Below are 25,429 nucleotides of genomic sequence, written 5' to 3'. Positions count from 1 at the left end.
GACGCCGATGCCGCTAGCGGAATGCTGGCCCTGGGCCCGGTGGGGCGGTACCTGACAGAGGCGGAGGAATGCCTCGGAGCGGAGCGACACCTGAATCCCCATCAGAGCCAGCGTCAAACGAGCGTCAGGATCACCCCACAGCGGCTTGCGGCGATCGACAGGACAGGCCCGACACCGCACACACTGCCACCCGAAACAGCAGGTCAGGAGCCTCACGCCAGCCGCAAGACACGCAGCACATGGTGCGCTCCGGGAAACAGGTCGACACCATCCGCCAGAAACGTAAAGAAAAAGGAAATCAGCAGGTCAGGCGCCCTTACCAGCCCGCTCCAAAATCACCACACACTCCACATGATGCGTAACCGGAAACAGATCGAACGCCCGCATCCGCCGCGGCGCGTACCCAACCTCCGCGAAGTACTTCAGGTCGCGGGCCAGGGCCGCCGGGTCGCAGGCGACGTAGGCGATGCGGCGGGGGGTGAGGGAGGCGAGGTGGTGGACGGTCTGCTTGCCGGCGCCGGCGCGGGGTGGGTCGAGGACGACGAGGTCGACGTCGGTGATGCCGGTGCGGGGGAGGATCGACTCGACCTTGCCGTGTTCGATGCGGACGCGGTCGAGGTCGGCGAGGTTGTGGCGGGCGTCCTCGACGGCGCGCTTGCCGGATTCGATGCCGAGGACCGCGCCCTTGTCGCCGACGCGTTCGGCGAGGGCTCCGGCGAACAGGCCGACGCCGCAGTACAGGTCGAGGGCCATATCGCCCTTCTTGGGCATCAGGCCCTGCATGACGGCCTCGACGAGGAGGTCGGCGGCCTTCGGGTGGACCTGCCAGAAGCCGCCGCTGCCGACCCGCCAGGTGCGGTCGGCGGCGCGTTCGCGGACGAAGGGGCGGCCGTGGACGCGGTGCACCCCGCCGTCCTTCTCGCCCACCCGCATGACCGAGACCGGCTTGTCGAGTTCGACGATCGGGAGGCGGCCGCCGGGGCTCGGGGTGAGGATGACCTGGCGGTCGTGGGAGCCGGTGGCGGCGATCGCCTCGACGGTGGCGATCTGCGGCCAGTCGCGCTTCTCGACGCCGAGTTCCGAGACGCCGGGGGCGGCGATCATGCAGTGGGTGATCGGCTCGACGTCGTGGGAGCGGTGCTTGCGCAGGCCGACGTGGCCTTCGGCGTCGATGGCGTACTGGACTCGGGTGCGCCAGGCCGGCACCTCGCCCTTGGCGACCTTGTCGCCGGGGGCGGGCTCGACGGTGCCGTCCCAGCCGGCGTCCTCGGGGGAGAGTCCGGCCAGGCGCTGGAGCTGTTCGGCGATGACCGAGGACTTCAGGCGGCGCTGGGCGCCGGGCGCGGCGTGCTGCCAGTCGCAGCCGCCGCAGCGGCCGGGGCCGGAGAACGGGCAGGGGGCCTCGACCCGGTCCTTGGAGGCCGTCAGGATCCGCACCGCGTCCGCGCGCAGGAAGCGGGCGCCCTCTTCGCCGTCGGTGACGCGGGCCGTGACGCGCTCACCGGGCAGCGCGTGGCGGACGAACAGCACCTGCCCCTCGTCGGTGCGGGCGATGCAGTGGCCGCCGTGCGCGACCGGGCCGACCTCGACCTCGTACTCCTCGCCGACCAGCGACTTCTTGGGTTCTGCCTGCATGGCGGGAGGGCTCCTGGGGTGGGGTGGTGCCGGGCATTACGGCGGGACGGGACGGCGGGACGCCAGCCGTCCATTGTACGTCCCGCCGTGTGATGGCCCGGCCCGCGGCGGCCGGCGCCGGCCCTGCGAGCCTTCGTCGCGGCCGTTACTTCTTCGTGGCCGCCTTCTCCTTCTTCGGTTGGGCGACCGGGCCGCGGCGCACCGCACCCGGAGCGTTCCACTCGGCGCGCTTGCGGGCCCGCAGCTTGGCGGCCTCGGAGGAGTCCAGCTGCCAGGGCACGGAGGTGACCATGACGCCGGGGGTGAACAGCAGGCGGCCCTTGAGACGCAGCGCGGACTGGTTGTGCAGCAGGTGCTCGTACCAGTGGCCGACGACGTACTCGGGGATGTAGACGGAGACGGCGTCGCGGGGGCTCTCCCGGCGCAGCGACTTGACGTAGTCGATGATCGGCCGGGTGATCTCGCGGTACGGGGAGGCCAGGACCTTCAGCGGCACCTCGATGCCGCGGCGCTCCCACTCCTCCCGCAGGGCCCGGGTGTCGGCCTGGTCCACGTCCACGCTGACCGCTTCGAGCGTGTCGGTGCGCATCAGCTTGGCGTAGTTCAAGGCACGCAGGGTGGGCTTGTGGACCTTGGAGACCAGGACGATCGAGTGGACCCGGGAGGGCCGTACGACATCGTCGTCGGGGGTGTCCTCGGCGGCGATCTCGTCGGCGACCCGGTCGTAGTGGCGGCGGATCGCGGACATCGTCACGAAGAAGATGACCATGCCGAGGAGGGCCACCCAGGCGCCGTGGGTGAACTTGGTCAGCAGGACGACGACCAGGACCAGGCCGGTGAAGAAGGCACCGAAGGCGTTGATGGCGCGCGAGCGGTGCATCCGGTGGCGCTTGGCCGGGTCCCTCTCGGTCAGCAGATGGCGGTTCCAGTGGCGGACCATGCCGGTCTGGCTGAGCGTGAACGAGACGAAGACGCCCACGATGTAGAGCTGGATGAGCCTGGTGGAGTCGGCGCCGTAGAGGTAGACGAGTATCGCGGCGGCACCGGCCAGCAGCACGATGCCGTTGGAGAACGCCAGGCGGTCGCCGCGGGTGTGCAGCTGGCGCGGCAGATAGCGGTCCTGGGCGAGGATCGAGCCGAGCAGCGGGAAGCCGTTGTAGGCGGTGTTCGCGGCGAGGAAGAGGACCAGGGCGGTGGCCGCGGCGAGGACCACGAACAGGAAGCTGCCCTTGCCGAAGACCGCCTCGGCGACCTGCGAGATGACCGGGTTCTGGGTGTAGCCGGAACCGAGCGGCGTGCCGTGGTCGAGCAGGTCCTTGGCGGGGTTCTCCGCCATCCGCACGTTGGTGGCCATGGCCAGGCCGATGATGCCGCAGAACATCGTGACGGCCAGGCCGCCCATGAGGGCGAGGGTGGTCGCGGCGTTCTTCGACTTCGGCTTGCGGAAGGCGGGCACGCCGTTGGAGATCGCCTCGACGCCGGTCAGCGCGGCGCAGCCGGAGGAGAAGGCGCGCAGCAGGAGGAAGATCAGGGCGAAGCCGGCCAGGCCGCCCTGTTCGGCGTGGATGGTGTAGTCGGCGGTGGGCGCCTTCATGGTGTCGCCCATGACCACGGCGCGGATCACGCCCCAGGCGATCATGATGAAGACGCCGGCGACGAAGACATACGTCGGGATCGCGAAGAGCTTGCCGGACTCCCTGACGCCGCGCAGGTTCATCAGCGTCAGCAGGACGATGACGGCGACCGCGCAGAGCGTCTTGTGCTCGACGACGAACGGGATCGCGGAGCCCAGGTTCTCGATTCCGGAGGAGATCGAGACCGCGACGGTCAGCACATAGTCGACCAGCAGGGCGCTGGCGACGGTGAGACCGGCCTTGGGGCCGAGGTTGGTGGTGGCGACCTCGTAGTCACCACCGCCGCTCGGGTAGGCGTGCACGTTCTGCCGGTACGACGCGACGACGGTGAACATCAGCACCACGACCGCGACCGCGATCCAGGGGCTGAAGGTGTACGCAGAGACACCCGCGACGGACAGGACGAGCAGCACCTCGCCCGGCGCGTAGGCCACGGAGGAGAGCGGGTCGGAGGCGAAGACGGGGAGTGCGATGCGCTTGGGAAGCAGGGTCTCCCCCAGCTTGTCGCTGCGCAGTGCGCGCCCGATCAAGATCCGTTTGGGCACGTCGGTCAGTTTGGACACCCGAGGATGCTAAGGCTTCGTCAAGCCCCGTGCCCACCCGCCACCCGCACGGGCGAGGAGCATGGCGTGCGGCGGTTCGCACCTGCCCTGCTCGCGGCCCGTCCCGGACCGCCACCTCCACAAGATCCGCACGTCGTGTGCACGCAGCCCCCGCCACCGGCGGCCTTGGTGGCGTTCGTCACGTCAGCCCGGGCGTCACGTCAGCCCGGGCGTCACGTCAGCCCGGACGCGTGGCGGCCCCGGCCGCCCGTGAGCGCCGGGAGTGCAGATCGCCCAGCCCCTGCCGGGTGGTGACCAGCAGCACCCGGTCCTGGGGCCGCAGGACATAGCCGTCGCCCAGCTCGTGCACCAGGTGCGCCGGCCCCCGCTCCCCGCCCGCGGCGTCCGCCGGTGCGGCGGCCGGGGCGTCCGGCTCGGGGTCGTCCGGCGCCGAGGTGTCGACCGCCAGCAGCCGCAGCCGCCCCGGCCGCAGCACCTCGGCGACCGTACGGCCCTCCAGCGCGGCATGGCCGCGGACCTCGACCCTGGCGACCAGCAGCACCCGGCGCTCGACCGGGATGGCCCCCAGGATCTGCCGCCCCATCATCGCGCCGGCGAAGGCGGGCGCCGCCAGGAAGGAGGTGCTACGGCTGCGGGTCAGCGCCCTGGGGTGCGCGGCGCGCAGAGTGCGGTAGACGGCGGTGGCGAACCGGTCGTCGAACAGCCGCAGCGTCACCCGCAGCTGCGGCGTGACCGAGCGGGCGTAGAGAGCGGCCTCCAGATTCGTGGTGTCCTCGCTGGTCAGCGCCAGCAGCGTGGCCGCCCGGTCGATCATCGCGGCCTCCAGGACGCCCTCCTGAGTGACGTCCCCCAGGACGGTCGGCACCCGCAGCCGCCGGGCCAGCGCGATGCCCCGCGCCTCCGGGTCCCCCTCGATGCACACCACGGGGATGCCCATCTCGTGCAGCCGGGCCAGGACCCGGGTGCCGACCTTGCCGAGGCCCAGCAGCACCACATGCCCCGACAGCCCGCGCGGTGGCCGCCGCAGCGCCGACGCGCTGCGGAAGGTGCCCAGCCCCTCGAACGCCGCCGCGACCAGCACCGGAAGCAGCAGCAGACCGGTCAGCCCGGACAGCAGCTGAAGGATCTTGCGGGGCAGCGGCGCGTCGACCGCCGGATCGTTGATCGCGAAGAGGTCCAGCAGCGTGAGATACGCGGCGTGCACCGGGTTCTCGCCGACGGTCAGCCACGAGGCGACGGCCAGCGCCACCACCGCGCCGACGATGCCGGCCAGCGACCAGCGCAGCCGCCGGGAGAAGAGCGAGGCGACCGGCGCGCCCCGGCCGCGCAGCCAGTGGCGGCGCACCGGCCGCCCCGTATAGGAGACGGTCTCCAGGACGACGGTGCCGCAGCCGGACGCGGCCTCGGCGACGGCCTCGTCCGGCAGCAGGACGGGCCCCTCGTCGCCGGCCGCCGCACCCGGCACGCCCGCGGAGCCGTCGGCTACGGCCGCGGGGTCGCCGGCGGACGCGGAGAGCAGCGCCAGCGTGCACAGGCCGGGATCGCCCAGCCGGCCGGGAGGCACCGGCGCACGCTCCACGGCCCGCAGCAGCAGCCCGTCCGCCTCGATGACCTTGCTGGTCCCGGCGACCGCGGTGGCCACCAGCGCCGGCGCCACGGTGTCGGCGTCGGACAGCACGGTCGTGGAGGCATCGACCCCCGCGTCCCCGCCGCCCGCCGCGTCCCCGGCCGCCTGGGCGGCGACCGCCGCGGCCTGGTCGAGCAACTCCGCCAGATGCTGACCGAGTTTGCGGTTGTAGAGCCGGATGACCAGCCGCAGCCGGGGATTGAGCCGGCGGGCGCGCAGCGCGGCGTGGATGTTGAGCTCATCGTCGTCGTAGACCAGCGCCAGCGCCTCCGCCTCGACGATGCGCGCCGCGGTCAGCGCCGCGTCGTCCGGCTGCGCCGACTCCAGCACCCGTAACGTCGCCTCCGGCGCCGGCTCGCCGTCCCCCGGCTCCTCCGGCGGCAGCAGCGCCGTCCGCGACATCGCCGCCGACATCCGGCCGAGCAGCGCGGTCGCCCGGCCGAGCGCGCGGGCCGGCGGCGGGATCCGCGGCCGGTGCGTCTCGCGGGCGGAGGGGACGACGAGCGTCACCCGTTCGCCGTAGACGTCCCGGAGCTCGGCGGCGAGCCGGTGCGCGAGCGCATCGTCGCCGCAGACCACCATGTGCGGGGTGGCGGGGTCCTGTTGGGGTGGCAGAGGCAGGTTGGACACACCTCGTAGCGTGCCTTACGGGCGCGCCGCGGCGCAGCCCGGCGCGGCACACCGCCGCATACCCGGCCGGCCCGCATCCGTCCGCGGCCCACCGCGCCCCCTACGAGGAGCGGCATTACGGCTACGGTTGTACCGGACCGTGGTGCGCCCGGCGCTCCCGTTACCGCACCCGATCCGTAACGCGAGCCGTGGCTTCGTGTCGCCGGTACTGGGAGAAGAAAGTAGTGAGCAGGGTGTTTGTGCAGGACAGCGCGCTAGTACAGGGCACGGGGTAATCAGCATGCACATCGTCATCATGGGGTGCGGCCGCGTCGGCTCCGCGCTCGCGCAGACCCTGGAGAGCCAGGGGCACACCATCGCGGTGATCGACCAGGACCCGACCGCGTTCCGGCGCCTGGGCTCTTCCTTCGGCGGCCGCCGGGTCACCGGCGTCGGCTTCGACCAGGACACCCTGCGTGAGGCGGGCATCGAGGAGGCCGGCGCCTTCGCGGCCGTCTCCAGCGGCGACAACTCCAACATCATCGCCGCCCGGGTGGCCCGCGAGATGTTCGGCGTCGAGAACGTCGCGGCCCGTATCTACGACCCCCGCCGCGCCGAGGTCTACCAGCGCCTGGGCATCCCCACCGTCGCCACCGTCCGCTGGACGGCCGACCAGATGCTGCGCCGGCTGCTGCCGTCGGGCGCCGAGCCGCTGTGGCGCGACCCCAGCGGCGGCGTCCAGCTCGCCGAGGTGCACACCGCGGCCTCCTGGGTCGGGCACAAGATCAGCACCCTGCAGGAGGAGACCGGCGTACGCGTGGCCTTCCTCACCCGGCTGGGCGAGGCGATGCTGCCGACCTCGCAGACGGTGCTGCAGGAGGGCGATCTGGTGCATGTGATGATGCGCAGCGACGAGGTCGAGAAGGTCGAGGCGGCATTCGCCACGGGTCCCGAGGAGGCGCACGCATGAGGGTCGCTATCGCAGGCGCCGGCGCGGTGGGCCGTTCCATCGCCGGTGAGCTCCTGGAGAACGGTCACGAGATCCTGCTCATCGACAAGGCGCCGACCGCCATCTCGGTCGAGCGGGTGCCGCTGGCGGAGTGGCTGCTGGCCGACGCCTGCGAGATCACCTCGCTGGACGAGGCCGCGCTGCAGCGCTGCAACGTCGTGATCGCCGCGACCGGCGACGACAAGGTCAACCTCGTCGTCTCGCTGCTCGCCAAGACCGAGTACGGCGTGCCCCGGGTGGTCGCCCGGGTGAACAACCCGAAGAACGAGTGGCTGTTCAACGAGGCCTGGGGCGTCGACGTCGCGGTCTCCACGCCGCGTCTGATGTCGGCCCTGGTCGAGGAGGCGGTGAGCGTCGGCGACCTCGTACGGCTGCTGCGCTTCAGCCACGGCGACGCCAACCTCGTCGAGCTGACGCTGCCCCCCGAGGCCGCGCTGGCCGGTACCCGCGTCGGCGATGTGGACTGGCCCGAGGACACCTCCCTGGTCACGATCATCCGCGGTACGCGGGTGCTCACGCCGAACAAGGAGGACGCGCTGGAGGCGGGCGACGAGCTGCTGTTCGTCGCGGCCCAGTCGCGTGAGGAGCAGCTGGAGGACCTGCTGTCGGTGCGGCGCGAAGAGGCGTGATGCCGCCGTCGACGCGGCCGTAGCAGCGCCGTGCAACGCACCGGGGCCCGGGAACCATGTGCGGTTCCCGGGCCCCGGTGCGTTGCTCCGTTGGCTCGGCCGACGGCAGTGCGCCCCGCCGGCCGGGCGTCAGCGGCGGTGCCGCGGCGCCCCCGGCGGGCGCTCGGTGGCCGCCTCCGCCGCCGCGTCCTTGTACAGGTCGTCGGCGACCCGGTCCAGGGTCTCGCGTTCGGTGCGGCGCCGCTCCTCGGCCTCCTGCTCGGCCTTCTCCTTCGCCTCCATCTCGGCGAAGACATCGATCGGCGGCGGCGCCTTCGCCAGGAAGACCCAGGTCAGATAGACCGCGAGCAGGAACGGCGGGATCTTCAGCGCGATCAGCACCCAGCCGAGCTGAGTGGTGTCAGCCCACCAGTACAGCGGGAAGAGGATCGCGCACTTGGCGAGCAGGATCAGGCCCCAGGCCCAGCTGGCCTTGGCGTACGCCTTCTTCCGCCCCGGGTTGCGGGTGCGCCAGGAGAGGTTCTCCTTGAACACCGGGCCCAGGATCAGCCCGATCAGCGGGGCCCCGGCGAGCGTGGTGATGATGTACGCCAGGGCGAGCCCGAGGGTGTACAGCATGCCCGGCAGATAGAAGTCCTTGGCGTTGCCGGTCATCATCGCGAAGACCACGCCGAAGGCCACCCCGAAGACACCGCTGAAGGCGTGCTTGACGGTGTCCCTGCGGATCAGGCGGACGGCCGCCATCACCAGCGAGACCGCCAGGGCGGCGATCGCCGAGACGTGCAGGTCCTTGTTGACCGTGAAGATCGCGACGAACAGCAGGCCGGGGAGAACGGTCTCCACCATGCCGCGTACCCCGCCGAACGCCTCGAACAGCGCCGCCTCGGTGATCTGTCTGCCGTCGGCCGCCCCGTCGGCGCCGGTCTGGTTCGGGGGTGGTGCGGAGCCGTCGTGACGGCTGTCGGCATCCGCGTCAGTGGTCGGTCGGTCGTAAGACGTCACCGGCTACTCCTGTCCGAGCGGTCGGAGTTCGTACTTCGGGTTGAAGAGCACCCGGCGTCCGTGGCTCAGCGAGACCCGGCCCGAGGCGATGAGCTTGCGGCCCGGCTCTATCCCGACGATGGAGCGGCGGCCCAGCCACACCACGTCGAGCGCGGCGGAGCCGTCGAACAGCTCCGCCTCGAGCGCGGGCACACCGGCGCGCGGCCGCAGCGTGACATGCCGCAGGGTGCCGGTGACCTTGACTATCTGCCGGTCGTCGCAGTCGCAGATACGGGTGCACCCCGCGTCCTGCGCATCCTGCTGCAGCTCGGCGGACTGCAGCTCCTCCTCGGAGGAGGACAGCCTGTCGAGCAGCCGGCGAAAGCGACCGGCCGGCTTCTCGGGTCGGGTACCTGCACTCATGAAACCCAGCGTACCGGTGGCCGGGCCCCGGAATCACGGCCCGCACACCGACTCCGCACGCACGTCGTCGGCCCGCCGTCCCGCACCGCCCGGGGAACTCCGTACTCCGTACGCGACCAGCCGGGCCCCGCCCCCGCCGCACGGGGCCGTACCGCTCGGACACCGCACGGGCCCTACTGCTCGAAGCGGTACCCCATCCCCGGCTCCGTGATGAAGTGCTTCGGGTGGGAGGGGTCGCCCTCCAGCTTGCGGCGGAGCTGGGCCATGTAGACCCGCAGATAGTTGGTCTCGGTGCCGTACGAGGGGCCCCAGACCTCCTGGAGCAGCTGCTTCTGGCTGACCAGCCGGCCGGCGTTGCGGACCAAGACCTCCAGCAGATGCCACTCGGTGGGGGTCAACCGGATGTCCCGGCCGCCGCGGTTGACCTTCTTGGCGGCGAGGTCGACGGTGAACCCCTCGGTCTCCACGATCACCTCGTCCTCGGCCGGCCCGGTCGGCTCGGCCCGGCGCACCGCCGCCCGCAGCCGGGCCAGCAGCTCGTCCATGCCGAACGGCTTGGTGACGTAGTCGTCCGCGCCCGCGTCCAGCGCCTCGACCTTCTCGTCGGAGGTCTGCCGCGCCGAGAGCACCAGGATCGGCACCCGCGTCCAACCCCGCAGTCCCTTGATCACCTCGACGCCGTCCATATCGGGCAGCCCGAGGTCGAGGACGATGACATCGGGGTGGCGGGCGGCGGCGAGCTTCAGGGCGGTCGCCCCGTCGGGGGCGGCGTCGACCTCGTACTTGCGCGCCTTCAGGTTGATCACGAGGGCGCGGACGATCTGCGGCTCGTCATCGACCACAAGCACCCGGTTCACTGGCGTTCTCCTCGTGGTGTCGTCGTCCCGCGGGCCGAACCCGCGGGGTGTGTGCTGAGTGTGGTCCTTACGGCCCGGCTCATGCCGAAACCTCGCTTCGCTCGGCCTCGCATGCGCCGGGCGCGCGCCTTTCGACGGTTCGCTCGCCTCGCTCGCTCACGTCGTGGCCTGAGCGGGCAGGTCGGGCCTGACCGGCGGCCGGCCGGGCGCGGCCCGGAGGGTGAGGACCATCGACATCCCGCCTCCGGGGGTGTCCTCGGCGGCGAGCGTGCCGCCCATCGCCTCCACGAAGCCGCGCGCCACGGCGAGGCCCAGGCCCACCCCGGCGCCGCGCGGGGCGTCTCCGTAGCGCTGGAACGGCTCGAAGATCCGGTCCTTGGCACTGTCGGGAACGCCCGGACCGCGGTCGACGATCCGCAGCTCCACCCGCTCGCCCAGCGCGCTGGCCGCGACCAGCACCGCCTCGCCGTCCGGGCTGTACTTCACGGCGTTCTCGACGAGGTTGGCGACCGAACGTTCCAGCAGCCCCGGATCGACCGCGACGATCGGCAGCTCCTCGGGGATGTCCAGGGTGACGCTCCCCTCCGGTACGCCGCCCAGCGCCATCGGCACCACCTCGTCGAGATCGATCTCGCGGATCAGCGGTGTGACCGTGCCGGTCTGCAGTCGGGACATGTCCAGGAGGTTGCCCACCAGGTGGTCCAGCCGGTCCGCGCCGGCCTCGATACCGGCCAGCAGCTCCGCCTCGTCCTCCGGGGACCACGCCACGTCGTCGGAGCGCAGGGAGGTGACGGAGGCCTTGATGCTCGCCAGCGGCGTCCGCAGGTCGTGGCTGACCGCGGCCAGCAGCGCCGTCCTGATGCGGTTGCCCTCGGCCAGCTCCCGGGCGCGCGCCGCCTCGCCCACCAGCCGCTGCCGGTCCAGCACCACGGCGGCCTGGGCGGCGAACGCCGCCAGCACCCGGCGGTCCTCGGCGGGCAGCACCCGGCCGGTCAGCGCCAGCGCCATGTGGTCGCCCACCGGCATGTCGACATCCGCGTCCTCGGGGCGCAGCAGCGGCCGGTCGCTGTCGGCGTCGCCGGCCCGGCCCGCGCAGGTCCACGGGTCGACGTCGCTGGTGCGCTCCAGCAGCGCCACCGTCTCCATGCCGAACGTCTCCCGCACCCGCTCCAGCAGGGCGTCCAAGGTCGTCTCGCCGCGCAGCACGCTGCCCGCCAGGAAGGACAGGATCTCCGACTCGGCGCGCAGCCTCGCGGCCTGGTGCGTACGGCGCGCGGCGAGGTCCACCACCGAGGCGACGGACACGGCCACCGCGAAGAAGACCACGATGGCGACGATGTTCTTGGGGTCGCTCACCGTGAGGGTGTGGGTGGGCGGCGTGAAGTAGAAGTTCAGCAGCAGCGAGCCGACCGCGGCCGACGCCAGCGCCGGCAGCTGCCCGCCGAGCAGCGCCGCCATGACCGTCAGGAACAGGAACAGCAGCACGTCGTTGGCGAGCCCGGGACCGTTCTCGATGCCGGTCAGCAGCAGCGACAGCAGCACCGGGCCGACCACGCCGACGAGCCAGCCGGTGATGATCCGGGTCCGGCCCAGCCGCGCACCGCGCGCCACCGGCAGCCCCCGGCCCTTGGCGACCTCGTCATGGGTGACGATGTGGACGTCGAGGTCGGGTCCGGACTCACGGGCGACGGTCGCGCCCACCCCCGGCCCGAAGACGTACTGCCAGGCCTTGCGCCGGCTCGACCCCAGCACGATCTGGGTGGCGTTCACCCCGCGGGCGAACTCCAGCAGCGCGCTCGGTATGTCGTCGCCGATGACGTGGTGGAACGTCCCGCCCAGGTCCTCCACCAGGGTGCGCTGGACGGCGAGCTCCTTGGGCGAGGCCGAGGTCAGCCCGTCGCTGCGGGCGATGTAGACGGCGAGCACCTCGCTGCCCGACCCCTTGGCGGCCATCCGGGCCGCGCGGCGGATGAGCGTACGCCCCTCCGGACCGCCGGTCAGCCCGACGACGATGCGCTCACGCGCCTGCCAGGTGGAGCTGATGGAGTGCTCCGCCCGGTACTCCTGCAGGTACTCGTCCACCCGGTCGGCGACCCACAGCAGCGCCAGCTCGCGCAGCGCCGTGAGGTTGCCCGGCCGGAAGTAGTTGGAGAGGGCGGCGTCGACCTTGTCGGACTTGTAGATGTTGCCGTGCGCCATACGCCGGCGGATCGCCTGTGGCGACATGTCGACAAGCTCGATCTGATCGGCCCGCCGCACGACCTCGTCCGGCACGGTCTCGCGCTGCCGCACGCCCGTTATCGACTCGACGACGTCACCGAGCGACTCCAGATGCTGGATGTTCACCGTCGAGATCACCGTGATCCCGGCGTCCAGCAGCTCCTCGATGTCCTGCCAGCGCTTCTCGTTGCGCGAACCGGGGACGTTGGTGTGCGCCAGTTCGTCGACCAGCGCCACGGCCGGCTTGCGTTCCAGGACCGCGTCCACGTCCATCTCGGTGAAGACCGCGTCGCGGTAGTCCAGCTCCCGGCGCTGAATCTGCTCCAGGCCGTGCAGCATGACCTCGGTACGGGGCCTGCCGTGGTGCTCGACGAACCCCACGACGGCGTCCGTGCCCCGCTCCACGCGCCGGTGCGCCTCGGAGAGCATCGCGTACGTCTTGCCGACGCCCGGTGCCGCGCCGAGATATATCCGTAGCTTGCCGCGTGCCATGGCCTCATTGTCTTACGTGAAGGCTGCCCCCACCGGGCTGTACCTGCTGCGACCCTACCGACCCCCCAAGGGGACAAAAGCCCCAGGTAACGACTTCGAGCCCGGTCTTGACGCGACTCTGATACGGGCCCCCGCGACCCCGGCAGCGGCGGGGGTACGGGCGGCCGACGACCCCTCGGCCGGAGCCGCTGAAGGGCGTGTGAGCTGCGAGGACCACTCGTATGGGTCACGGGGCCCGGGGGGAGTGGGGGTGGGGTGAGGTGGGGTGGGGAGTGGGGCCGGGTGGCGGGGAGGTGTGCGGCAGCCGCCGGCGTGACTGTCGGCCGGTTGGATGACCGGGCGAGGAGTTGAGGGGGGCAAGGGTTGATGGGGCGGAAGCGCGAAGGGCTGCAGGGGACAGGGGTGGGCCAACTGGCCGATCTGGGTGCCGTGCACCGCGCACCGCCACTTGGGGGCCGGTTCCGGCGGCGCGGATGAATCGGTGAGGTGGTCAGGCGGGCAGCGGTCAGGCAGTCACGGCCGGCCGGCCCTGCTAACTGCCGCCGCTGCCCGCTGCCCGCTGCCCGCCCATGACAGCGAACGAACCGCCGGGGCACCAGGCCAACGCTCCTTTTCTGACGCGTCACTGAGGGGGCGAGGGGGTGGAGAGGAAGGGGTGAGAGGCGAGAGGGATGAGCGACCTGGGCGGGGTGGGCCTGGGGGGCAAAGTGGATGGAGGCCGGGGGGTGAAAAATGCCGTCGCCCGGCTGCGCTCCGACTGCGACCATGCCTCACATGACCGAGGCACCACCGAACACGTCGACGACGTCCGCCGGGACCGAAGTGCGCATCGCCCACACCTCGGACCTGGACACCGCCACCCTCAAGGCGGCCCGCACCCTCCTCTACGACGTCTTCGACGACATGACCACAGAGGACTGGGAGCACGCACTCGGCGGCCTGCACGCCCTGGTCCACGAGGACGGCGAACTGATCGGGCACGCCTCCGTGGTCCAGCGCCGCCTGCTGCACGACAGCCGGGCGCTGCGCTGCGGATACGTGGAGGGCGTCGGGGTACGTGCGGACCGGCGCGGCCGTGGCCACGGGGCGGCGATGGTGGCGGCCCTGGAACGCGTCATCCGGGGCGGCTACGACCTCGGAGCGCTCGGCGCCTCCGACGAGGCCGCGGACTTCTACGCGTCCCGCGGCTGGCAACTGTGGCGCGGCCGCTCATGGGCCCTCACCCCGAACGGCCTCCAGCGCACCGCCGACGAGGACGGCTGCATCTACGTCCTCCCCACCGGTTCCACTCCCCTTGACCTCGACACCGACCTCACCTGCGACTGGCGCGACGGCGACCTCTGGTGACAGGCGCCCGAACCGGGACGCTGCCACACACCGCCCCCGCCCCACCGGGGGGCCTCCCCCCTCCCCCACCCCTCCTCCCCCTCGCCCCTCCCCCCTTCAGTCGTCACTCACTTCAGGTCTTGCTCCCCCGCCGTTTGCCGACCTCAGCTCATGCTCACCTCAGCCGTTGCTCACTTCAGGCTGCTAATCAACTCAGCCGCAGCTCACCTCAGCTGGTGCTCACCCCAGCTCACTCCCCCTGCCGCCGCCCACTTCAGCCGTTCCCCACGGCTAAGGTCCTCCCGCTGCAGCCGGGCGAGGCGGAAGTAGCGGGGGGATGGCGCCCCCGCCAATCAGCCCTTGCCCTGCTCCGTGATCAGGCCGTCGTTCAGCCCCAGGACACGGTCGGCAAGCCCGAGAAGGTTGGAGTCGTGGGTGGCGACCAGAGCCGTGACACCTTCGCTGCGGACCACGGCGCGCAGTAGTTCCATCACCTCCATGCCGGTCTCGGCGTCCAGTTGTCCGGTCGGCTCATCGGCGATGAGCAGGGCGGGACGGTTGGCGAGCGCACGGGCTATGGCGACGCGCTGCTGCTGGCCGCCGGAGAGTTCACCGGGCCGCTGCGCGGCATGGTCGGCGAGACCCACCAGGGACAGCAGCAGTGCGACCCGCTCGTCGCGCTCCCGCGGTGGGACCTTGCGCAGCCGCAGCGGCACTCCGACGTTCTCGGCGGCGCTCAGTATCGGTATCAGCCCGAAGGACTGGAACACGAAGCCGATACGGTCGCGCCGCATCTCCAACAACCCACTCTCACCGAGATCGGCGAGCGGCGTGCCATCGACGGTTACCCGTCCCGAGTCCGGGGCGTCCAGACCACCTATGAGATTGAGCAGCGTCGTCTTGCCGGACCCGGAGCGGCCGCGCAGGGCCACCAGTTCACCGCGTGGCACGCTGCACGACACCCCGCGCAGGGCGTGCACGGCGCCGGCGCCGCTCCCGTAACTACGATGCAGGTCCTCGACGACAACCATCGCACCTGCCCCACTTCCCCCGTCGTTCATGACCCTTCCTCCACTTCCCCGCTCCCCCACTTCATCCCTGCTTCGCGAACCGTCCGCGCCCAACTCCCTTAATCTCCAGGTGTGTTGAACGCTTCGATCGCCGGAACCTCGCGTCGCCTGCCGATGGCGTCAGTATGCGTACCGCGGAGTTCGGCGGGCAACGCCTGTGGATAACTCCGGATCAGCCCCGGACACCGCTGACCGAGTCCCCCTAGCTGGGGTTCTCCGCATGGGTCAGGGTTTCCCAGCCGACGAAGAGGTTGTTGGAGCCGGCCGGCCGCTGCTTCTCGGTCAGCGTCCGGGTGTTGGTCATCTCGTGGTGCATCCGGTTGTGCAGTGCGTTGTAGCCGACCTCGGTGACGGGCCCCAGGCCGCGCTTGACGCTGCCGCCGCACAGCCATGGCGGCGGTGCCGTACCCAGCTCATAGGTTGCCTGGAAGCCGAGTGCGTGGCGCAGGCGGTCGGCGACCTCCGGGTAGAGGTCGTTGCCCTGGAGGCGGCTTGTCTCGGCGATGTGCGAGATGGCCGACAGGCCGTATCCGGTGTGGGTGAAGTCGCGGCAGGTTTCCTGGGTGAGGCCGTCGACGAAGGTGGTCTGCCCCTGCCAGTACTTGATGATCTTGTCGCGGGTGTTCAGCCCGCTGCCCGGCGTGGTCTTGGGTAGATCGCCGTCGGACTTCAGATAGATGTACGCGGGAACCCGGGCGCGGAACGTGGCGATGGCCTTGTCGTAGGAGGCCTTGTCCTCGACGAAGACGGAGATGCCGACGGCCGCCTCCATCATGCTCAGCTCCCAGTTCCCGTTGCTGTTGGAGCCGTTGATGACTTCGGGGAGGTAGACGTCGCGCAACATTCCGGCGAAGCGGTCGACGCGCGCCTTGGGCCAGCCGTCGTAGGTGTAGCGGATGATCTCGGCGGCGCGGGGCCAGGAGGAACCGGCCCAGCCGGTCTGCAGCGGCGCGTTGCTGTTGGTGTGGTCCTTGATGGTGCCGGACCAGGCGTCCATGATCTGGATCGCCTTGTCCGCGTACGTGCTGTCGCGGGTGATGTACCAGGCCAGCGAGAGGGTGTAGGCGGCGAGAGCGTCCTCGCGTTCGTCGGTGCAGCCGTAGTTGGGGTCGGAGTACGAGCCGCATTCGACGACGGCACGGGGCTTGGGAGTGCGTGACAGCGACGCGTATTTGCTCGCCATCATCGCGTCGAATGAGCTCTTCCAGGGCTGGGCGCCGGAGTTGACCTTACTTCGGGTGAGGTCGAGCTGGGCGGTGCCGACCAGGACGCCGGGGTGGGTGAAGGCGGCCGGCGCCGCGGTGGACGGGGCGCCTATGAGGAGACCCGCCGTCAGGGCTCCGAGCAGGACACCGACGACGAGGGTGAGCTTTCTGCGCATGGGGGGTGTGCCTTCCTGTCGAGATGCTCGATGGACGGGAGCTGTTCTCGTACATGAACGACAAGCGTTGACGTGAACACCTGCGGTGGCTGGCGAACGTAAGGGCAAGCCATGGCACCGTCAAGACCTGGCGCCGGAGCGGTGCGGAATCAACCACCTTGCCCCAGCGGGCACTTCGGCTTTCGAAGAAGACGAAAGGAGGAAGCCATGAGAGGAAGGGAAGAAGAGGCGAGAAAGCGAAACAGAGAAGCAGGGAAACAAGCAAAAGGGCGGCCCCGGGGTGTCCTCTCCCAGGGGCCGCCCCCTTAGCTCCGGCCGGCTCCGGCCGGGCTTCAGCACCGCCCCGCCTCTACCCCCGCCCCTCCACCAAATCCTTCAGACCAATGTTCAGCTCCAGAACATTCACCCGCGGTTCCCCCATGAAACCGAGGATGCGACCGTCGACGTGCTCCTTGACCAGCTCGCGCACCTTGGCCGCGGGCAGGTGGTTCTCCTTGGCGACCCTGGCGGCCTGCAGTTCGGCGTACTCCGGGGAGATGTGCGGGTCGAGGCCTGAGCCGGAGGAGGTGACGGAGTCCGCCGGGACCTTCGACTCGGCGACGCCGTACGTCTCCGCGACCCACTTCTTGCGCTCCTGCACCGCCTTGACGAGGTCGGTGTTGGTGGCGCCCAGGTTGGAGGCGCCGGAGACCTGGAGGTCGTACTGGGTGTTGACGCCGTTGGTCTTGTTGCTGCCCAGTCCCGCCGAGGGGCGCGGCTGGAAGAACCTCAGGTCCGGAACCGGGTTGCCTTCCTTGTCCTTGCCCTTGTCGTAGCGCTGGCCGAGCAGCGAGGAGCCGACGACCTTGCCGTGGGAGCGCACCTCGGATCCGTTGGCCTTGTCGTGGAAGGCGGCCTGCGCCACTCCGGTGACCACCAGCGGGTAGACGACGCCGCAGACCACCGTCAGTACGAGCAGGGCGCGCAGCCCCGCGCCCAGCAACCGGGCGGTGTTGCGTACCGAGTTGTTCATGTCGGTCACCAGCTCCTAAATCAGTGCAGCCCGGGGATGAGGGAGATGAGCAGGTCGATGATTTTGATGCCGATGAACGGGGCGATCAGGCCACCGAGTCCGTAGACGGCCAGGTTGCGGCGCAGCATCTTGTCGGCGCTGACCGGGCGGTACTGCACGCCCTTGAGGGCGAGCGGCACCAGCGCGACGATGATCAGCGCGTTGAAGATGATGGCCGAGAGGATCGCGGAGTTGGGACTGGACAGCCGCATGATGTTGAGGGTGTCCAGGCCCGGGTAGGCCACCGCGAACATCGCCGGGATGATCGCGAAGTACTTCGCGACGTCGTTGGCGATCGAGAAGGTCGTCAGCGCACCGCGGGTGATCAGCAGCTGCTTGCCGATCTCGACGATCTCGATGAGCTTGGTCGGGTTGGAGTCCAGGTCCACCATGTTCCCGGCCTCCTTGGCGGCCGAGGTCCCGGTGTTCATGGCCACACCGACGTCCGCCTGGGCCAGCGCGGGCGCGTCGTTGGTACCGTCGCCGGTCATCGCGACCAGCTTGCCGCCGGCCTGTTCGCGCTTGATGAGCGCCATCTTGTCCTCGGGCGTGGCCTCGGCGAGGAAGTCGTCCACGCCCGCCTCGTCGGCGATGGCCTTGGCCGTCAGCGGGTTGTCACCCGTGATCATGACGGTCTTGATGCCCATCTTGCGCAGCTCGACGAAGCGTTCGCGCATGCCGTCCTTGACGACGTCCTTGAGGTGGATGACACCCAGGACGCGCGGTCCACGCTCGTCCTCGAGAGCGACCAGCAGCGGGGTGCCGCCGGCCTGTGAGATGGCGTCGGTGAGCTGCTGGGCGTCGCCGGCGACCTCGCCGCCGCGTTCCTTGACCCAGGCGATGACCGAACCGGTCGCGCCCTTGCGGATCTTGCGGTGCTGGCCGTCCTCGGTGACGTCCACACCCGACATCCGGGTCTGGGCGGTGAACGGTACCCACTCGGCGCCGGTCAGCTCGCCCTGGTGGCGCTCGCGCAGCCCGTACTTCTCCTTGGCGAGGACGACGATGGAGCGACCCTCGGGCGTCTCGTCGGCCAGTGAGGAGAGTTGGGCCGCGTCGGCGACCTCGGCCTCGGTGGTGCCGCGTACGGGGACGAACTCGGCCGCCTGGCGGTTGCCGAGGGTGATGGTGCCGGTCTTGTCGAGCAACAATGTCGATACATCGCCTGCCGCTTCGACGGCGCGTCCGGACATGGCCAGTACGTTGCGCTGGACGAGTCGGTCCATGCCGGCGATGCCGATGGCCGAGAGCAGCGCGCCGATCGTCGTCGGGATCAGGCAGACCAGCAGCGCCAGCAGCACGATCATGGGCTGTTCGGCGCCCGCGTAGATCGCGAACGGCTGGAGGGTGACGACCGCCAGCAGGAAGACGACGGTGAGCGACGCGAGCAGGATGTTCAGCGCGATCTCGTTGGGGGTCTTCTGCCGTGCGGCGCCCTCGACGAGGTTGATCATCCGGTCGATGAAGGTCTCGCCGGGCTTCGTCGTGATCTTGATGACGATGCGGTCGGAGAGCACCTTCGTACCGCCGGTGACGGCTGAGCGGTCACCGCCGGACTCGCGGATCACCGGCGCCGACTCACCGGTGATCGCCGACTCGTCCACCGACGCGACGCCTTCGACGACATCGCCGTCTCCGGGAATGATGTCGCCGGCCTCGCAGACGACGAGGTCGCCGATGCGCAGCTCGGTGCCGGGTACCTGTTCCTCGGTCGTGCCGTTCAGGCGACGCGCCACGGTGTCGGTCTTGGCCTTGCGCAGGGTGTCGGCCTGCGCCTTGCCGCGGCCCTCGGCGACCGCCTCCGCCAGGTTGGCGAAGATCACGGTCAGCCACAGCCAGGCGGCGATCGCCCAGCCGAACCAGTCCGAGGGCGACTTGAGGGCGAAGACCGTGGTCAGGACGGAGCCGACCTCGACCACGAACATCACGGGTGACTTGACCATCACCCGCGGGTCGAGCTTGCGTATCGCGTCCGGGAAGGACTTGACCAGCTGCTTGGGGTCGAAGAGACCGCCGCCCACGCGGCCGTCGCCGGGCTTGTGCCCGCTGGGGACGTCCTGGTGCGGAGCGCGAGTCGGAGTGGCGGTGGACATGGAGCCGGGCTCCTCCGGTTTCACGGGGGCGGTCATGACAGGCCCTCCGCCAGCGGCCCGAGGGCCAGCGCCGGGAAGTAGGTCAGACCGGTGATGATCAGGATCGTGCCGACGAGCAGCCCGGCGAAGAGCGGCTTCTCGGTACGCAGGGTGCCCGCGGTCTCCGGGACCGGCTTCTGCTCGGCGAGCGAGCCGGCCAGTGCGAGCACGAACACCATCGGCAGGAAGCGGCCGAGCAGCATGGCCAGACCGATCGTGGTGTTGTACCAGGGCGTGTTGGCGTTCAGGCCGCCGAAGGCGGAGCCGTTGTTGTTGGCGCCGGAGGTGAACGCGTACAGCACCTCGGAGAAGCCGTGCGAACCGGCGCCCAGCGCTTTGGTGTTGAGCATCGACCCGAGCGCGTCCGGCAGCACCATCGACGCGGCGGTGAAGCCGAGGACCAGCGTCGGGGTGATGAGGATGTAGCAGGCGGCGAGTTTGATCTCGCGGGTGCCGATCTTCTTGCCGAGGTACTCGGGCGTACGGCCCACCATCAGGCCGGCGATGAACACCGCGATGATCGCCATCACGAGCATGCCGTAGAGGCCGGAGCCCACTCCACCGGGTGCGATCTCACCGAGCATCATGCCGAGCAGTTGGATGCCGCCACCGAACGCGGTGAAGGAGGAGTGGAAGGAGTCCACGGCTCCGGTGGAGGTCAGGGTGGTGGCCACCGAGAAGATCGCCGAGGAGCCGACGCCGAAGCGGGTCTCCTTGCCTTCCATGGCGGCGCCCGCGGCCTGCAGCGCAGGGCCGCCGTGGGCGAACTCGGTCCACATCATCAGCGCGGTGAATCCGAGCCAGATGACGCCCATCGTGGCCAGGACGGCGTAGCCCTGCTTCACGTTCCCGACGAGCTTGCCGAAGGTGCGGGTCAGCGCGAACGGGATGACGAGGATCAGGAAGATCTCGAAGAGGTTGGTGAAGGCGTCGGGGTTCTCGAAGGGGTGGGCGGAGTTGGCGTTGAAGACGCCGCCCCCGTTGGTGCCCAGCTCCTTGATGACCTCCTGGGAGGCCACCGCGCCGCCGTTGGTCTGCTGGGAGCCACCCATGAACTGGCCGACCTCGTGGATGCCGGAGAAGTTCTGGACGGCGCCGCAGGCGACCAGGACCAGGGCGCCGACGACGGCGATCGGGACGAGCACCCGGATGGTGCCGCGGACCAGGTCGGCCCAGAAGTTGCCGAGGTCGCCGGTGCGGGACCGGGCGAAGCCGCGGACCAGGGCGACGGCGACGGCCATGCCGGTGGCGGCGGAGACGAAGTTCTGCACCGCGAGGCCGGCGGTCTGCACGACGTGGCCCATGGCCTGCTCGCCGCTGTAGGACTGCCAGTTGGTGTTGGCGACGAAGGACGCCGCGGTGTTGAACGCCTGGTCGGGGCTGATCGACGCGAACCCGAGGGACAGCGGCATACCGCCCTGGACGCGCTGCAGCAGGTACAGCAGGAGCACACCGGCCGCGGAGAACGCCAGGACGCCGCGCAGATAGGCGGGCCAGCGCATCTCGGCGTCCGCGTTGGCGCCGATGCAGCGGTAGACGACCTTCTCGATGCGGAGGTGCTTGGGCGAGCTGTAGACGGCGGCCATGTAGTCGCCGAGGGGGCGGTACGCCAGGGTCAGCGCCGCGATCAGCGCTATCAGCTGGAGCACGCCTGCGAGGATGGGGCTCATGGTCGTGCTCAGAACCTCTCCGGGAAGACGAGCGCGAGGACCAGGTATCCGAGCAGGGCGACGGCAACGATCAGGCCGACGATGTTCTCGATGGTCACAGCTTCGTCACCCCCTTGGCGACGAGGGCCACCAGCGCGAAGACCGCGATCGTGACGACGACGAAGGCCACGTCGGCCATCGTGTGCTCCTAGATGACTGGGGAGATGAGGACCTCCACAGCAAAGCGCCCTTCCCACGCGGCTCGAACTCTGTTGACGCCTCCCTTACGGCCATTAGCGCTCCGTTGACGGAACCCATACGCGCCCGTTTGTGACCTGCGCAAACGCTGAGGGCCCGGGCCCCCTCAAGGGGGTCCGGGCCCTTTCGACCACCGCGTTCCGGCCGAGATGCGGACGTCTTCGCGCCGCTCGGCCGCGCGATCCGGTCAGCGGATCTCGGTGATCTCCGGTCCGCGTTCCAGACGCTCCACGCCACCGCCGAAGCGGGACTGCTCGGCCGAATCCTGCTGCACGCCGTCCGGCACCATCTGGGCGTCGTCCGGCAGCTTCAGCACGATCGGGTCACGCGGCGCCATCGGGCCGTCACCGCGGACGATGACGGTGTCCCGGAAGATGTGCTCCAGCACGCCCGCGGCCTGCGGCTGCACCGCGCCCTGGCCGGAGATCACCCCGCGCAGGAACCACCGGGGACCGTCGATACCGACGAAGCGCACGACCTGCACGCCGTTGGTGCCGTCCGGCAGCTGTACGGGTACCTGGGCACGCAGCTCCCAGCCCAGCGGGCCCTCGACCTCGTCGATGACCCCGCCCTGCTGGGTGATGCCGGCGGCGATCTCCTCGCGCACCTCGCCCCAGATGCCCTCGTTCCTGGGAGCGGCGAAGGCCTGCAGCTGTACGGCGCTGTCCTGCAGCACCACCGTCGCGGCGACGATCGCGTCACCGGCGACCTCCACCCGCAGCTCCATGCCCTCGACACCGGGCACGTACAGGCCGCCGAGGTCCACCCGGCCCTCACCGGGGTCCTTGACCTCCGACGAGTCCCAGGGACCGTCGGGGCGCGGCGCGGGCGGGAGGTTGAGCCGCGCCGGCGCCGCCTCGCCCTCGTCGGCACCGTTCACCGCGTGCTCGCCGGCGAGCGTGGTGTCCTTGGCCGACTCTTCAGAAGAGTCGTTCTTCTTGCGACGTCCGAACACGTCACTGTCCTTCCCGGTCGGCACCGACCGATGCGTATTCATTCCCGCCCGTGGAGCCGCCCACCGCCGCATGACCGCCGGTGGAACCGAATCCCCCCTCGGCCCGCGCCGAGCCGGGAAGTTCCGCCACCTCGTGGAAGCGCACCTTCTCGACCTGCTGGACGACCAGTTGGGCGATCCGGTCGAACCTCTCGAACCGCACGCTCTCGCGCGGGTCCAGATTGACCACGATCACCTTGATCTCTCCACGGTACCCGGCATCCACCGTCCCGGGGGCATTGACCAGCGCCAGTCCGCAGCGCGCTGCGAGCCCGGACCGGGGGTGCACGAACGCGGCGTACCCGTCGGGCAGCGCGATCGACACCCCGGTGGGCAGCACCGCGCGCTCCCCCGGCGCCAGCTCGGCGGCCTCGGTGGTCACCAGATCCACGCCCGCGTCGCCGGGATGTCCGTACGACGGAACGGGCACGTCCGGGTCCAGCCGCCGCAGCAGTACATCCACCGGATTCCGTACCTGACTCACGGGTTCACCTCAAAGGCACGTGCTCGTTTGACCTGGTCCGGGTCGGCCATCGCCGCCTGGATCTCCTCGGTCCTTCCGTTGTCGATGAAGTGGTCGACCTTCACCTCGATGAAGACGGCCTCGGCGCGCACGGCGACCGGGCCGTCCGGGCCGCCTATCCGGCCCACGGCCGTCGAGTAGATCTTCCGCCCGTGCACCGCGGTGACCCGCGCCTCCAGATGCAGCACCGTGCCGAGCGGCACCGGCCGCAGGAAGTCGGTCTCCAGCCGGCCGGTCACCGCGATCACCCGCAGCAGCCAGTTCAGCGAGCCGAGCGTCTCGTCCAGCGCGGTGGCCAGCACTCCGCCGTGCGCCAGACCGGGCGCGCCCTGGTGGGCCTCCTTGACGGTGAACTCGGCCCGTACGCTCACGTCGTCCCCGGCCCGCGCCTCCAGGTGCAGACCGTGCGGCTGGCCCGTACCGCAGCCGAAGCACCGGTCGTAGTGCGCGCCGAGGAGTTCTCCGGGCGCCGGACCGTCGGGGTGCCGGACCGGCGCGACGGCGTCCTTCGGTGGCGTCAGCCGCGCCCTGGGTTCGTCAGTTCCACTCACGAGTGCAGACCCTACCCGCGCGCGTAAGGGGCCCGCGCCGCCGTGCCAAGCTGGGTTCATGCAGTCGTACGAAGAACGTCTCACCGCGCCCCGGTCCTGGTGGGTGATCGCCGCACTGATCGGCGTCGCCTGCGCCCTGATGCTGCTCCCCCTGGGGACGCTCCCGATGCTCGGCGGGCTGATCGGCGGTGCGGCGCTGTCCGCGGTGGCGGTGAGCTCGTACGGCTCGGCGCGTATCCGGGTGGTGGGCGGCGCGCTGATCGCCGGTGAGGCCAAGATCCCGGCGGCCGCGCTGGGCGAGGCGAGGGCGCTGGACGCGGACGAGGCGCTGGCGTGGCGTACGCACAAGGCCGACGCGCGCGCGTTCATGCTGCTGCGCAGCTATGTCGGCACCGCGGTGCGGGTGGAGATCACGGATCCGGACGACCCGACGCCGTACGCGTACCTCTCGACGCGGCAGCCGGAGCGCCTGGTGGCGGCGCTGACGGCCGTACGCGCCTGATCGGCCCCTGCGGGGCGTCCCGTCAGTCCTCGGGCGTGGGGAGGGCGTCCCAGGCGACCTGATGCGCGCGCAGGTCCTTGCGGACCTTGTCGGCGAGTCTTCTGGTGGCGCGGCGGTTCATGAACGCGCCGACGGCGGCGCCGATCATGAACGGCATGAGGTTGGGCAGGTTGCGCAGCGTGCGCTTCATGATCTGCTGGCGCAGTTCGCGCTTCATCTGACCGCCGAGCGCGATGTTCAGCGAGGCCGGTGCGGCGATGTCGATGCCCCGCTCCTCGGACCAGGACGTCAGGCAGGCCATCGCGCGCTGCCGGAGATTGCCCGCGGGGCGCAGGCCGTAGACCTCGTGCAGCTCGGCGATCAGCTTGATCTCGACCGAGGCCACACCCGTGATCTCGGCGGCCAGCTCGGCCGGCATGGCGGGCGGAGCGGGCAGCATCGCCGCCGCGCCGACGCCCGCGCCGACGGCGGCGGTGCCCGCGCAGGCGCCCGCGACCAGCTTGTCGGCCAGCTCCTCGGGGGTCAGGCCGGGGAACTGGGCGCGAAGCGTGGCCAGGTCGCGGACCGGGATCCGCGGGGCGGTGGCGATGAGGCGGTCGGCGATCGCGGCGACCCCCAGCCGCAGCCGGCCACCTGCTCGGCCCGCGGGACCGGCCAGGCCCGCGAGCGAGGCCCTGCGGCCTCGCTCCCGCGGTGCACCGGTCGTCCGCTCCGTGGGAAGGGCGGTCGGATCGGCGGGCACGGACGCGGCTTCCTCGCGTGGTCGTGCGCCGGCCGCCGGGCCGCTGACGCCCTTGGGGCCCTTACGGAACGGGTTCACGCCTGCCACGGCGCAGACCGGTCTCAGGCCGCGCAGTCGCGGCAGATCGGCTGCCCGTTCTTGTCCTCCGCGGCGAGCTGGCTGCGGTGGTGCACCAGGAAGCAGCTCATGCACGTGAACTCGTCCTGCTGCTTGGGCAGCACGCGCACGGCGAGCTCTTCGTTGGACAGGTCGGCGCCGGGCAGCTCCAGGCCCTCGGCCTGCTCGAACTCGTCGACGTCGACGGCAGAGGCGGACTTGTCGTTCCGCCGCGACTTCAGTTCCTCGATGCTGTCCTCGTTGAGGTCGTCATCGGTCTTGCGTGGAGTGTCGTAATCCGTAGCCATTTTCGCTCTCCCCCTCTGGGTGTCTGCGGTGTCTCAGCGCTCGTAACGCGTGAGAGGCCGGACTTGTGCCCGACCTGAGGCGGAGATTTTGCCTCACATCAAGGTCTGTTACTCAATCGACACCCAACCGCACCCCTGAAGAGGTGATCGGTTTGGATGGCGATCAG

Annotated in this window: 22 protein-coding genes; 4 read left to right on the top strand and 18 right to left on the bottom strand. The window is 70.6% G+C overall.

Features of this window, described 5'->3' with window-relative positions; translation table 11 throughout:
- Window positions 1-306: 306 nt before the first annotated feature.
- From WAB15_RS30395 to WAB15_RS30385, 3 genes are all read right to left on the bottom strand, one after another.
- On the bottom strand, window positions 307-1,635 hold the full coding sequence (locus WAB15_RS30395) for a class I SAM-dependent RNA methyltransferase (RefSeq protein ID WP_407288159.1): 1,329 nt from the start codon (window positions 1,633-1,635) through the stop codon (window positions 307-309).
- 145 nt (window positions 1,636-1,780) lie between these two features.
- Window positions 1,781-3,832, bottom strand: coding sequence for an APC family permease (locus WAB15_RS30390; RefSeq protein WP_407288158.1), 2,052 nt, complete (start codon window positions 3,830-3,832; stop codon window positions 1,781-1,783).
- Between the two features lie 217 nt (window positions 3,833-4,049).
- Complete coding sequence (locus WAB15_RS30385; RefSeq protein ID WP_399151102.1) at window positions 4,050-6,041, bottom strand: NAD-binding protein; 1,992 nt, start codon at window positions 6,039-6,041, stop codon at window positions 4,050-4,052.
- A gap of 328 nt (window positions 6,042-6,369) precedes the next feature.
- Between WAB15_RS30385 and WAB15_RS30380 the strand changes: the two genes are divergently transcribed.
- Window positions 6,370-7,038 carry a potassium channel family protein gene (locus tag WAB15_RS30380; protein WP_399151099.1) on the top strand — a complete coding sequence of 223 codons (669 nt, stop codon included), beginning with the start codon at window positions 6,370-6,372 and terminating at the stop codon, window positions 7,036-7,038.
- Entirely contained in the window at window positions 7,035-7,706 is a 672-nt protein-coding gene (locus WAB15_RS30375; RefSeq protein WP_238575713.1) for a TrkA family potassium uptake protein, read from the top strand. Before WAB15_RS30380 ends, WAB15_RS30375 begins: the two co-directional genes overlap by 4 nt.
- Window positions 7,707-7,835: 129 nt before the next feature.
- Here WAB15_RS30375 and WAB15_RS30370 read toward each other — a convergent pair whose 3' ends face one another.
- From WAB15_RS30370 to WAB15_RS30355, 4 genes are all read right to left on the bottom strand, one after another.
- The gene (locus WAB15_RS30370) at window positions 7,836-8,708 is read right to left on the bottom strand and encodes a DUF3159 domain-containing protein (RefSeq protein WP_399151098.1); all 873 of its coding nucleotides are present in this window, start codon (window positions 8,706-8,708) and stop codon (window positions 7,836-7,838) included.
- A 3-nt stretch (window positions 8,709-8,711) separates the two neighbouring features.
- A complete protein-coding gene (locus WAB15_RS30365) occupies window positions 8,712-9,110 on the bottom strand; it encodes an OB-fold nucleic acid binding domain-containing protein (protein ID WP_351274426.1) in 399 nt (132 codons plus the stop codon).
- A gap of 173 nt (window positions 9,111-9,283) precedes the next feature.
- Entirely contained in the window at window positions 9,284-9,967 is a 684-nt protein-coding gene (locus WAB15_RS30360; RefSeq protein WP_384440025.1) for a response regulator, read from the bottom strand.
- Between the two features lie 156 nt (window positions 9,968-10,123).
- On the bottom strand, window positions 10,124-12,679 hold the full coding sequence (locus WAB15_RS30355; protein ID WP_407288157.1) for a DUF4118 domain-containing protein: 2,556 nt from the start codon (window positions 12,677-12,679) through the stop codon (window positions 10,124-10,126).
- A gap of 774 nt (window positions 12,680-13,453) precedes the next feature.
- Between WAB15_RS30355 and WAB15_RS30350 the strand changes: the two genes are divergently transcribed.
- The gene (locus tag WAB15_RS30350) at window positions 13,454-14,026 is read left to right on the top strand and encodes a GNAT family N-acetyltransferase (RefSeq protein ID WP_407288156.1); all 573 of its coding nucleotides are present in this window, start codon (window positions 13,454-13,456) and stop codon (window positions 14,024-14,026) included.
- Window positions 14,027-14,358: 332 nt separating this feature from the next.
- Here WAB15_RS30350 and WAB15_RS30345 read toward each other — a convergent pair whose 3' ends face one another.
- The 9 genes from WAB15_RS30345 to WAB15_RS30305 form a co-directional block, all read right to left on the bottom strand.
- A complete protein-coding gene (locus tag WAB15_RS30345) occupies window positions 14,359-15,066 on the bottom strand; it encodes an ABC transporter ATP-binding protein (protein WP_407288155.1) in 708 nt (235 codons plus the stop codon).
- Between the two features lie 211 nt (window positions 15,067-15,277).
- The gene (locus WAB15_RS30340; RefSeq protein WP_407288154.1) at window positions 15,278-16,456 is read right to left on the bottom strand and encodes an alginate lyase family protein; all 1,179 of its coding nucleotides are present in this window, start codon (window positions 16,454-16,456) and stop codon (window positions 15,278-15,280) included.
- A 349-nt stretch (window positions 16,457-16,805) separates the two neighbouring features.
- Window positions 16,806-17,468, bottom strand: a complete 663-nt coding sequence (kdpC, locus tag WAB15_RS30335; protein ID WP_399151093.1) for a potassium-transporting ATPase subunit KdpC — start codon at window positions 17,466-17,468, stop codon at window positions 16,806-16,808.
- Between the two features lie 20 nt (window positions 17,469-17,488).
- Entirely contained in the window at window positions 17,489-19,600 is a 2,112-nt protein-coding gene (gene kdpB / locus WAB15_RS30330) for a potassium-transporting ATPase subunit KdpB (protein ID WP_407289321.1), read from the bottom strand.
- Between the two features lie 32 nt (window positions 19,601-19,632).
- Window positions 19,633-21,309 (bottom strand): potassium-transporting ATPase subunit KdpA, encoded by a 1,677-nt coding sequence (gene kdpA, locus WAB15_RS30325; RefSeq protein WP_399151091.1) that lies wholly within the window; start codon window positions 21,307-21,309, stop codon window positions 19,633-19,635.
- Between the two features lie 8 nt (window positions 21,310-21,317).
- Window positions 21,318-21,407 (bottom strand): K(+)-transporting ATPase subunit F, encoded by a 90-nt coding sequence (kdpF, locus tag WAB15_RS30320; protein ID WP_016575741.1) that lies wholly within the window; start codon window positions 21,405-21,407, stop codon window positions 21,318-21,320.
- A gap of 326 nt (window positions 21,408-21,733) precedes the next feature.
- Window positions 21,734-22,501 (bottom strand): DUF3710 domain-containing protein, encoded by a 768-nt coding sequence (locus WAB15_RS30315; RefSeq protein ID WP_399151090.1) that lies wholly within the window; start codon window positions 22,499-22,501, stop codon window positions 21,734-21,736.
- A 1-nt stretch (window position 22,502) separates the two neighbouring features.
- Complete coding sequence (gene dut / locus WAB15_RS30310; protein ID WP_128506666.1) at window positions 22,503-23,024, bottom strand: dUTP diphosphatase; 522 nt, start codon at window positions 23,022-23,024, stop codon at window positions 22,503-22,505.
- The gene (locus tag WAB15_RS30305; RefSeq protein ID WP_399151089.1) at window positions 23,021-23,614 is read right to left on the bottom strand and encodes a PaaI family thioesterase; all 594 of its coding nucleotides are present in this window, start codon (window positions 23,612-23,614) and stop codon (window positions 23,021-23,023) included. Before WAB15_RS30305 ends, dut begins: the two co-directional genes overlap by 4 nt.
- A 58-nt stretch (window positions 23,615-23,672) precedes the next feature.
- On the opposite strand from WAB15_RS30305, the gene WAB15_RS30300 reads away from it, so the two are divergent.
- The gene (locus WAB15_RS30300) at window positions 23,673-24,116 is read left to right on the top strand and encodes a DUF3093 domain-containing protein (protein ID WP_407288153.1); all 444 of its coding nucleotides are present in this window, start codon (window positions 23,673-23,675) and stop codon (window positions 24,114-24,116) included.
- A gap of 22 nt (window positions 24,117-24,138) precedes the next feature.
- Here WAB15_RS30300 and WAB15_RS30295 read toward each other — a convergent pair whose 3' ends face one another.
- Window positions 24,139-24,945, bottom strand: a complete 807-nt coding sequence (locus WAB15_RS30295; protein WP_399151087.1) for a hypothetical protein — start codon at window positions 24,943-24,945, stop codon at window positions 24,139-24,141.
- Between the two features lie 14 nt (window positions 24,946-24,959).
- Entirely contained in the window at window positions 24,960-25,262 is a 303-nt protein-coding gene (locus WAB15_RS30290; RefSeq protein ID WP_003982531.1) for a DUF4193 domain-containing protein, read from the bottom strand.
- Window positions 25,263-25,429: the final 167 nt, after the last annotated feature.

This window comes from Streptomyces sirii, from assembly GCF_045690365.1.
Classification (GTDB): Bacteria; Actinomycetota; Actinomycetes; order Streptomycetales; family Streptomycetaceae; genus Streptomyces; species Streptomyces sirii.
Note: the sequence above shows the minus strand (reverse complement) of the source record. Positions and strands in the feature narration are given on the sequence as shown.